The sequence below is a fragment of the aff. Roholtiella sp. LEGE 12411 genome (genome assembly GCF_015206995.1).
Classification (GTDB): Bacteria; Cyanobacteriota; Cyanobacteriia; order Cyanobacteriales; family Nostocaceae; genus Komarekiella.
Genome location: NZ_JADEXR010000220.1, coordinates 1 through 7792, shown reverse-complemented (window position 1 = coordinate 7792; position 7792 = coordinate 1). Strand labels below are relative to the sequence as shown.

Genomic DNA, 7792 nt, shown 5'->3' with positions numbered 1-7792 from the left:
CCCCCATCCCCCATCCCATTGCTAAAATTTTTTATCAAATAGCTCATCTAATAATTCGTCTGCTTGCTCTAAAGATTTTAATATTCGGTAAGCTAAACGTGCTGTTTCAGGAGATGGAAATTCTATATCAGGAACCATAATTACACACATCCCAGCCGTAAAAGCTGCTTCCACACCTACAGATGAATCTTCAAAAACCACACACTGCAAAGGAACAATATTAATTCTGCGACTAACTTCTAGAAAAATATCTGGAGCGGGCTTGCCCTCGGCAACATCTTCGCTGGTTACAATAGTCGTAAAATATTGGTGAATACCTGCGTTGGTTAAACGTCGAATTGTTCTGATTCGAGATGTCCCAGTTGCCAATCCAATAACTACTCCTAAGTTACTCAGTCTATTGAGCACATCTAATACACCAGCTTTCACTGGTAGACCTTCTTGCATTTCTCGCTCATCGCCAATTTTAATGCGTTGTGCTGTCACCGACTCAAAAGGAAAGCTTTCCCCATATCTTTTTTTTAGTATTTTTTTCCGCCATGACAAGTCTCGACCGACAAACTCGTTATAAAAATTGTCACTCATTGCATAGCCATGATTTTCTAAGGCCTGCTTCCAAGCCCATCGAGCAATACTTTCCGTATCAAAAAGCAGACCATCCATGTCAAAAATTGCGGCTTGGGAACTTGGTGACACATTCAGTCCTTTGATTACAGCTTGACAGCAACTAACTATGTAATTATGCCCCTCTTGGTAGTCTGAAACTTAATTAACTTAATAAGTTTGACGTACCCACCCCTAGAAAAGGTGAGATTCATACGATAGCTGCACAGAAGCCGTTAGAACTCTCCCACCCACTCCATAAAGATTGACGTCTTTTGTGGCTACCTGATTGCTTTTAAAATGAGAACAGGTTAAGCAAAAATATGGTAAATATTAATGAATCTTTCCTCAACTCTAGAATTAGAGAAATTAACCTGTTCACTCCATCCAGCAAACTACCTTTGTACGGTAGGAGAATTTTAGCTTAAACGAAAAGAAGCCCCACATCTCACCCGAAGGGTGAGATGTGGGATGAATTTTTGGGCGGTGACGAGTTGACCCCTAACTAATTCAATCCGTAGGATTGAGAGGGCGAGGGGTCGAGGAGGAATTGCCCCTCTGTGTTAAGGTAATCGAGTCAATAAATTCTTCAATAATTTGTGTCATAGTCTTATCAACTGCTACAGCATAGTTACGAAGTTTGTTTAATCTGCGTTCAGATAATCGCAAGTTCAAATATTTCTTCTTCATGTCGTTATATTGTCGTTACGTTGTGATATGCTAACTATAGCTTGTAGATGACTGAAAGTGTTGAAAGCAATTAAAGTAAGACTATACCCAACGTCTGAACAGCAAATAGCATTATCCAAATCTTTTGGGTGCGCTAGATGGTATTGGAACTATGCACTTAATGCTTGCGTTCAACATTATGAAGAAACTGGAAAGTCATTAAAGATGAGTAGATACAAGGGTTTGCTACCTCAACTAAAAGTAGAGTACCCTTGGTTAAAACAAGATTGCTATTCGTCAGTCTTGCAGTGCGTAGCTATTAATCTAGACAAAGCTTATAAAAACTTTTTTGAAGGAAGGGCTAGGTTTCCCAAATTTAAATCAAAATTTGATCGGCAGTCTATTCACTATCCGCAAAGTGTCACTGTAGTAGATGGTAAGTTAAAGATTCCTAAGATTGGTGAAGTGAAGGCCGTATTTCACAGACAAGTTTCGGGAATAATTAAAACTGTTACCATCAGCAAAACTGCTACTGACAAGTACTTTGCTTCAATTCTGTGCGTTAGCGTAGCGGGCGGGCAACGCCCGACGGTAGAGGTTGAATTAAATCAACCGAGTGGAGATCAAATACTTGGCATTGACTTAGGATTAAAAGACTTTGCAATTGTCCATGATGGAGAGGAAGTTACCAAGTATTCCAACCCAAAACACCTGAAACGCCATGAAAAAAATCTAGCTCGTAAGCAGAAAAAGTTTGCTCGTAAAGTCAAAGGAAGTAATTCTAGACAAAAACATAAAATCTCTTTAGCGAAGGTTCACGAACGAGTATCAAATTCCCGCCAAGATTTTCTGCATAAACTCAGCAGAAAGTTGGTTAATGAAAGTCAAATTATTGTCGTTGAAAACCTCAATGTCAAGGGAATGATACGGAACCGCAAGCTATCAAAAAGTATATCCGACGTAGGTTGGGGAATGTTTGTTAATTTTCTAAATTACAAGTTGAAAGGCTTTGATGGAAAACTTGTAGAAATAGGTAGATTTTTCCCCAGTTCTAAAACCTGTTCCTGTTGTGGACATATCATTGATACATTACCACTTGATATCAGACAATGGGATTGTCCAAGCTGTAATACTCATCATGATCGTGACGGGAACGCTGCATTAAACATAAGAACAGAAGGACTTCGGATATTATCTATGGACGGAGGGAACCCCGTTCTTGCCGTGTCGAGGGGACATAAGACCAATAAGCTGCAAGGCAGAAAGGCTGTTCTCAGTGAAACCGGAAGCCTACAACGACCCGTTAGGGCGGTGTAGGTAGTTCACTCACAGCACCAAGAAACTATGGTTCTAGATTCTCTGAACAAATCATCAAACAAGGTGGACTTCCGGTTGTCATGCCAACTATCGAAACCTGTCATCTATTAAACTACACTGAGTTAGATGCTGCGCTCAGAAGAATAGATGCATTCGACTGGATTCTCTTTACTAGTAGAAATGGGATCACTGCATTTTTTGACCGGATGAATGATTTACAGATTTCCATATCTGTGCTAGATAATTGTCAATTGTGTGCTTTGGGAAAAGACTCAGAAAGCTTATTATCTTTTTGTGGCAAGGTGGATTTGATACCGACAGAATCTAGTCCAGCCGGAATTGTGTCAGAATTAGCAAAAATTCCCCAAATTCATCAAAAGAAAGTGCTGATACCTGCTCCTGAAGTTGTCGGTTTGCCTGAGCCTAATGTTATACCGAACTTGATTTTAGAATTGGAGCAATTGGGTATACAAGCAACTCGCGTACCCACCTATATTACGCAGAGTTTAGACAAAAATATATATGGTGTTGAATTAAACCTAATTCGTCAAGGAATTATAGATGTAATTGCCTTTAGTAGTACGGCGGAAGTAGAAAGTTTTTTGACAATGGTCAACTCACAAAAAGATTATGAACGCTGTGTTGTTGCTTGTTTTGGCCCTTATACAACTGCCAATGCTCAAAAGTTAGGTGTAAATGTCTCTATTGTGTCAAAAGATTATAGTTCATTTGAGGGATTTGCTGAAGCGATCGCAGAATTTTTCACTCTGGCTTCCAGATAAAAAAGCGAGATTATGGTAGTTTTCAATCAGATATCTCTCTGCCCGTATAATCTGACTTATCTGAAAAACATGAGGTAACGAACAAAAATGGAATTTGATTTTACAACCACTCTTGGGCTAGTAGCAGGAGTATTGACAACTATCGCCTATGTCCCTCAACTCATTAAAACTTGGCAGTCAAAATCAGCCCACGACCTTTCTTGGAGTATGCTAATTATTCTGTGTACAGGTATTATTTTATGGTTAGTTTATGGTACTTCTGTTCATGATGTACCTATAATTGCGGCTAACATCGTTACTTTGCTTCTAGCCTCTATAATTTTGGTGCTGAAGATCAAGTATAGATAAATTATCATAATGTGCATCTAAATTGCAAATTTTTCTGTGAAGGCTATCACTTGGACTTTGTAAATACAAACGACCAATCACAAAAAACAACCCTTCCAAGTAAATATCCAATTAAAATGCGTAACATCTTCTGGATGCGGATCTGTCAACTCTAGACTAGCAGCACATAAACCCGTAGTATCGAATATGGAGTTTATATAAGTTAGGGATTGTTACATGGCAACTTATAAGGTTACATTAAAGACCCCAGACGGTGAACAAGTAATTGACGTTCCTGATGATCAGTACATCCTAGAGATCGCTAACGAAGAATATGATCTAGATTTGCCCTATTCCTGTAACGCTGGTTCTTGCTCTACCTGCACTGGTAAGCTGATTTCAGGTACAATTGACCAATCAGATCAGAACTTCTTAGACAATGATCAAATGGACGAGGGATGGGTTCTCACCTGCGTTGCTAGGCCCACTTCTGATTGCGTTATCGAAACTCATCAAGAAGAAGCGCTTAACGCTTAATTAAGAAATGTGGATTTAATAAAGAGCAAGTTTTGTAGGATGCGTTAGAAAATTCTTTCTAGCGCACCTAAAATCTGAGGTGGTACCGTACTCTCGGCGATAACACACTCTACAAGATTTAAAATTTTGCACTTTCCTAAGAAATCTGTATAGGGCGAGTAATTCACATTAAAAAGCGCTTTCCTTTTGGGAGAGCGCTTTTGATTTAGTTTGACGGCATTAATTACATATCAAAGCGAAAATTAACCAGATGATGCTAAATTAACTTTGACAACTTTGTTCTTTTCTTCTTCAGCTTTAGGTAGCGTTAGATTCAAGATGCCATCTTTATATTCTGCCGTAACGTTAGTATTTTGAATCCGAGCAGATAAAGGAATTACACGTTGGAATTTACCATAGTGAAATTCACTTTTGATCACACCTTTATCTTCAGTTTTAGCTTCAGACTTCCGTTCACCACTCAGATATACGGCATTTTGTGTAACTTGTAAATCCAGGTCTTTGGCTTCAATTCCTGGAAGTTCGAGTTTCAGATGAATTGCATCTTCAGTCTCTTCTAACTCAGCAGCGGGAACTCTGGAAAAGCTTCTTTCAACAAACGCAGATGGCAAAGTATCTTCATCAAATAAGCGATTCATTTGACGTTGCATCGCGTTAAATTCTTGCCAGGGGTTCCAACGTACTAATGTCATCTTTCTACCTCGTATAATGTAATGAGTATTTTTTCAACCAACTAATTCAGGATTTAATTCCTTGCTTTGCTCTCATAGTATTAAGAAATAAAGTCAGTGTAAATTCGGTTTTTATCACCTCAATAATGATGATTTCCGAACATCATATAAGGTACGGTAATCTGAAATATTTGTGGTTCGGTAAACTCTACCCAAGTAGACTTGAAATATTGTAGTTATATTAAAATATAAATAGACAATAGTTGGGTAGACAATACCTATCCTCCTATAGGACTAGTATTTGATTTTTGAAAAACATTCAGTACACCTTTATTACTTCTTCCCCATTCCCTATTCCCTACATATATGTTAATCAACTGGATTTATCTGATTGCAGCAATCATCTTTGAAGTTTCAGGCACAACTTGCATGAAATTATCGCAAGGATTTACTAAAACAGTTCCTTCAGTATTAATATTTATTTTCTATGGACTTTGTTTTACTTTTTTGACGCTTTCTCTCAAAAGACTTGAAGTAAGTGTCGCTTATTCTGTCTGGGCTGGATTGGGAACTATCTTAGTTGCTACTATTGGTATTATCTGGTTTCGTGAATCTGCCACACTCATAAAGCTTGTGTCAATCGCCTTAATAATCGTGGGTGTAATCGGTATAAATTCAGGTAAATAAAAAAATACCTCGTCTATCTTGACGAAGACGAGGTAAATAAACCAAAACTGATCATTGTGATTGTTGCTGCTGTCATAAATACACCAGCACTTTATGTAGTTCCGTTAGCCAAGCAAAATGAGCATACTTTGCTAAATGCTCTGAAAAATATAGTAAACCTCGGTAAATATAGCCCACAAGTAATTGACTTTTATACTTTAGCAAAGACAGTCGAAGACATGTAGCCAAATTGGCTAGTTTTTTTATACACTGAAAGAAGAATAACATTTGAATTAAATATAGTAATCCGATTTGATTCGTGAACTGACTTGTAGAGATAGGGAATGGGGGATAGGGGATAGGGAATAGGAAATGGTAAAAAAGAAGTTAGAGGTGTAGGCAGTTCTTTCAAAAATCAAATAGGAATCCTATAGTTGACTCATTGATTACAAAATTAACTCTTCACCAGGACTTACGCAAGTGTCACAAAAATCTCAATTTTTTGTTTGTAGTGAGGACTTTAGTCCTCAAAATAAGGACTAAAGTCCTTACTACGAACTTAAAATAATATGCCAGTTACGTAAGTCCTGTTCACCATGAATTAGTGGCGTGAAATAATAGCTGTAAGTTAGTAGATTTTTTGCAGAGTTTTACCCAGTTCTGTCTTAATCCTAAATGGATTTATTTTGGCAGAATGGGAGAAAGGGTCAAAAATTTAGGTTTGACTGGCGATCGCAACTTCACGCAGCCGCTGGGTGGTTTCTCTCTCAACCTCCCATCCATTTTTTGAGCATGGTACACACACATTTATCTATAGCGTAAACTTGGTAACACTAACGGATTACCAATATGCGTGTTCAATTAGTTGCAGTTTCGATAGTGGCTATGTTAGTGGGTGGGGAAAATCTAGAGGCGCTTGCAGACTCCCAATCTTCTAGACAGGATGGGGTTGGTGGCATTCTAACAGAACCTAAACGAGGATATGCTAAATACGGTGATTATTTAGGCTCGACTTCAGTAGAAAGTGCCCAAACTGTTGAGTTTTCTCAGAAAGTCGTCAAAGATATCCAGATACGTTTTGTTAACGACAAAGACCAGTTGGTCGATGACAAGGGTCAGCCTATTCGAGGGCGTACTCAGAGAGATTTTATCATTGGTCTTTTGAGGCTCAAACCTGGTCAGGTATTCAGCAAGGATGTACTTCAAGCAGACTTACAACGACTGAGGAGATTAGAGTCATTTGCTCAAGTCAATGTTTTCCAACAAGAAGATGCTTCTGGCGTTAATATCATCTATAACATTAAAGAGCGTCGTTATCCTGCTCTAAAATTCGGAGGCGGCGAGAGCGATGATATTGGGCTTTTCGGTCAGGTGGGTTATGAAGATGCAAACATTAGCGGTCTTAACGATAAGCTAGATACAACTCTTCAGATAAGTAGTAAAGATGTCCAGTTTTATGGTCAGTTTACAAGCCCTTATCGTCCTGGAGAACCAAACCGTTTAGGCTATAGCATCAGAGGTTATCGCACGCGGGATTTATCTTCAACCTTCAACGAAGATATCAGGCTGTCTAACGGTGACAAAGTGCGCGAGGGACGATTTGGCGGTTCTGTAGCACTTTTAAAATCTTTCGATGATTGGGATACATCTGTAGCTCTTAACTATACCAGGATTAGCCTGCGCGATCGCGATTACAATGTGACACGAGTTGATAGATTAGGGAGTCCCCTTTCTTTAAGCGGTACTGGTGTTGATGACCTGTTTACAGTATCATTTGCTGTATCCAGAGATCAACGCGATCGCCGTGACAATCCAACTCAAGGGTCAATCCTCACTTTGAGTACTGAACAAGCGATACCCATTGGACTGGGCAATATTTCCAGCAACCGACTACGAGGAGACTATATCCAATACTTACCAGTTAGCTGGATAGGTAACAATCAGTCAGCTGACAATCCAGAAATGCTGGCGGTTAATTTGCAAATTGGGACAATCATTGGAGATTTTCCACCAGCCAATGCCTTTGATATCGGCGGACTCGATTCTGTAAGGGGTTACGGTTACGGGAAAGTTGCCAGTGGTCGGAGTTATGGCTGGGAGCATCCCAGTTTTTTGCAAAGAAAGCGAAAATCAGTCAGGATAAGTAAGACGAGTGTATTTACTTAGCGATGACCCCAGAACAAAAACAAGCTCTTCAAGAACACATTCAAGCGATCGCTA

8 protein-coding genes and 1 pseudogene are annotated in these 7792 nt (G+C 39.1%); 6 read left to right on the top strand and 3 right to left on the bottom strand.

Annotated features, from left to right (window positions below; translation table 11 throughout):
- Nucleotides 1–21: 21 nt before the first annotated feature.
- Together IQ246_RS27750 and IQ246_RS27745 are read right to left on the bottom strand one after the other, a co-directional pair.
- A complete protein-coding gene (locus tag IQ246_RS27750) occupies nt 22–696 on the bottom strand; it encodes an HAD family phosphatase (protein ID WP_194006508.1) in 675 nt (224 codons plus the stop codon).
- Nucleotides 697–1113: 417 nt separating this feature from the next.
- A complete protein-coding gene (locus IQ246_RS27745) occupies nt 1114–1293 on the bottom strand; it encodes a hypothetical protein (RefSeq protein ID WP_194006507.1) in 180 nt (59 codons plus the stop codon).
- Between the two features lie 60 nt (nt 1294–1353).
- Here IQ246_RS27745 and IQ246_RS27740 point away from each other — a divergent pair, with 60 nt between their 5' ends.
- The 4 genes and pseudogenes from IQ246_RS27740 to IQ246_RS27725 all read left to right on the top strand — a co-directional run bounded on the left by IQ246_RS27740 (nt 1354) and on the right by IQ246_RS27725 (nt 4235).
- Nucleotides 1354–2589, top strand: a complete 1236-nt coding sequence (locus IQ246_RS27740; RefSeq protein ID WP_208492327.1) for an RNA-guided endonuclease TnpB family protein — start codon at nt 1354–1356, stop codon at nt 2587–2589.
- An 8-nt stretch (nt 2590–2597) separates the two neighbouring features.
- Nucleotides 2598–3371, top strand: a pseudogene (locus IQ246_RS27735) (uroporphyrinogen-III synthase); the annotation flags it as partial.
- An 87-nt stretch (nt 3372–3458) separates the two neighbouring features.
- On the top strand, nt 3459–3719 hold the full coding sequence (locus IQ246_RS27730) for a SemiSWEET transporter (protein WP_194006505.1): 261 nt from the start codon (nt 3459–3461) through the stop codon (nt 3717–3719).
- 216 nt (nt 3720–3935) lie between these two features.
- A complete protein-coding gene (locus IQ246_RS27725) occupies nt 3936–4235 on the top strand; it encodes a ferredoxin (RefSeq protein ID WP_194006504.1) in 300 nt (99 codons plus the stop codon).
- 242 nt (nt 4236–4477) lie between these two features.
- On the opposite strand, the gene IQ246_RS27720 is transcribed toward IQ246_RS27725, so the two are convergent.
- On the bottom strand, nt 4478–4927 hold the full coding sequence (locus tag IQ246_RS27720) for an Hsp20/alpha crystallin family protein (protein WP_194006503.1): 450 nt from the start codon (nt 4925–4927) through the stop codon (nt 4478–4480).
- 345 nt (nt 4928–5272) lie between these two features.
- Here IQ246_RS27720 and IQ246_RS27715 point away from each other — a divergent pair, with 345 nt between their 5' ends.
- Nucleotides 5273–5593 carry a multidrug efflux SMR transporter gene (locus IQ246_RS27715; protein WP_194006502.1) on the top strand — a complete coding sequence of 107 codons (321 nt, stop codon included), beginning with the start codon at nt 5273–5275 and terminating at the stop codon, nt 5591–5593.
- An 828-nt stretch (nt 5594–6421) separates the two neighbouring features.
- Nucleotides 6422–7738 carry a BamA/TamA family outer membrane protein gene (locus IQ246_RS27710; RefSeq protein WP_194006501.1) on the top strand — a complete coding sequence of 439 codons (1317 nt, stop codon included), beginning with the start codon at nt 6422–6424 and terminating at the stop codon, nt 7736–7738.
- Nucleotides 7739–7792: the final 54 nt, after the last annotated feature.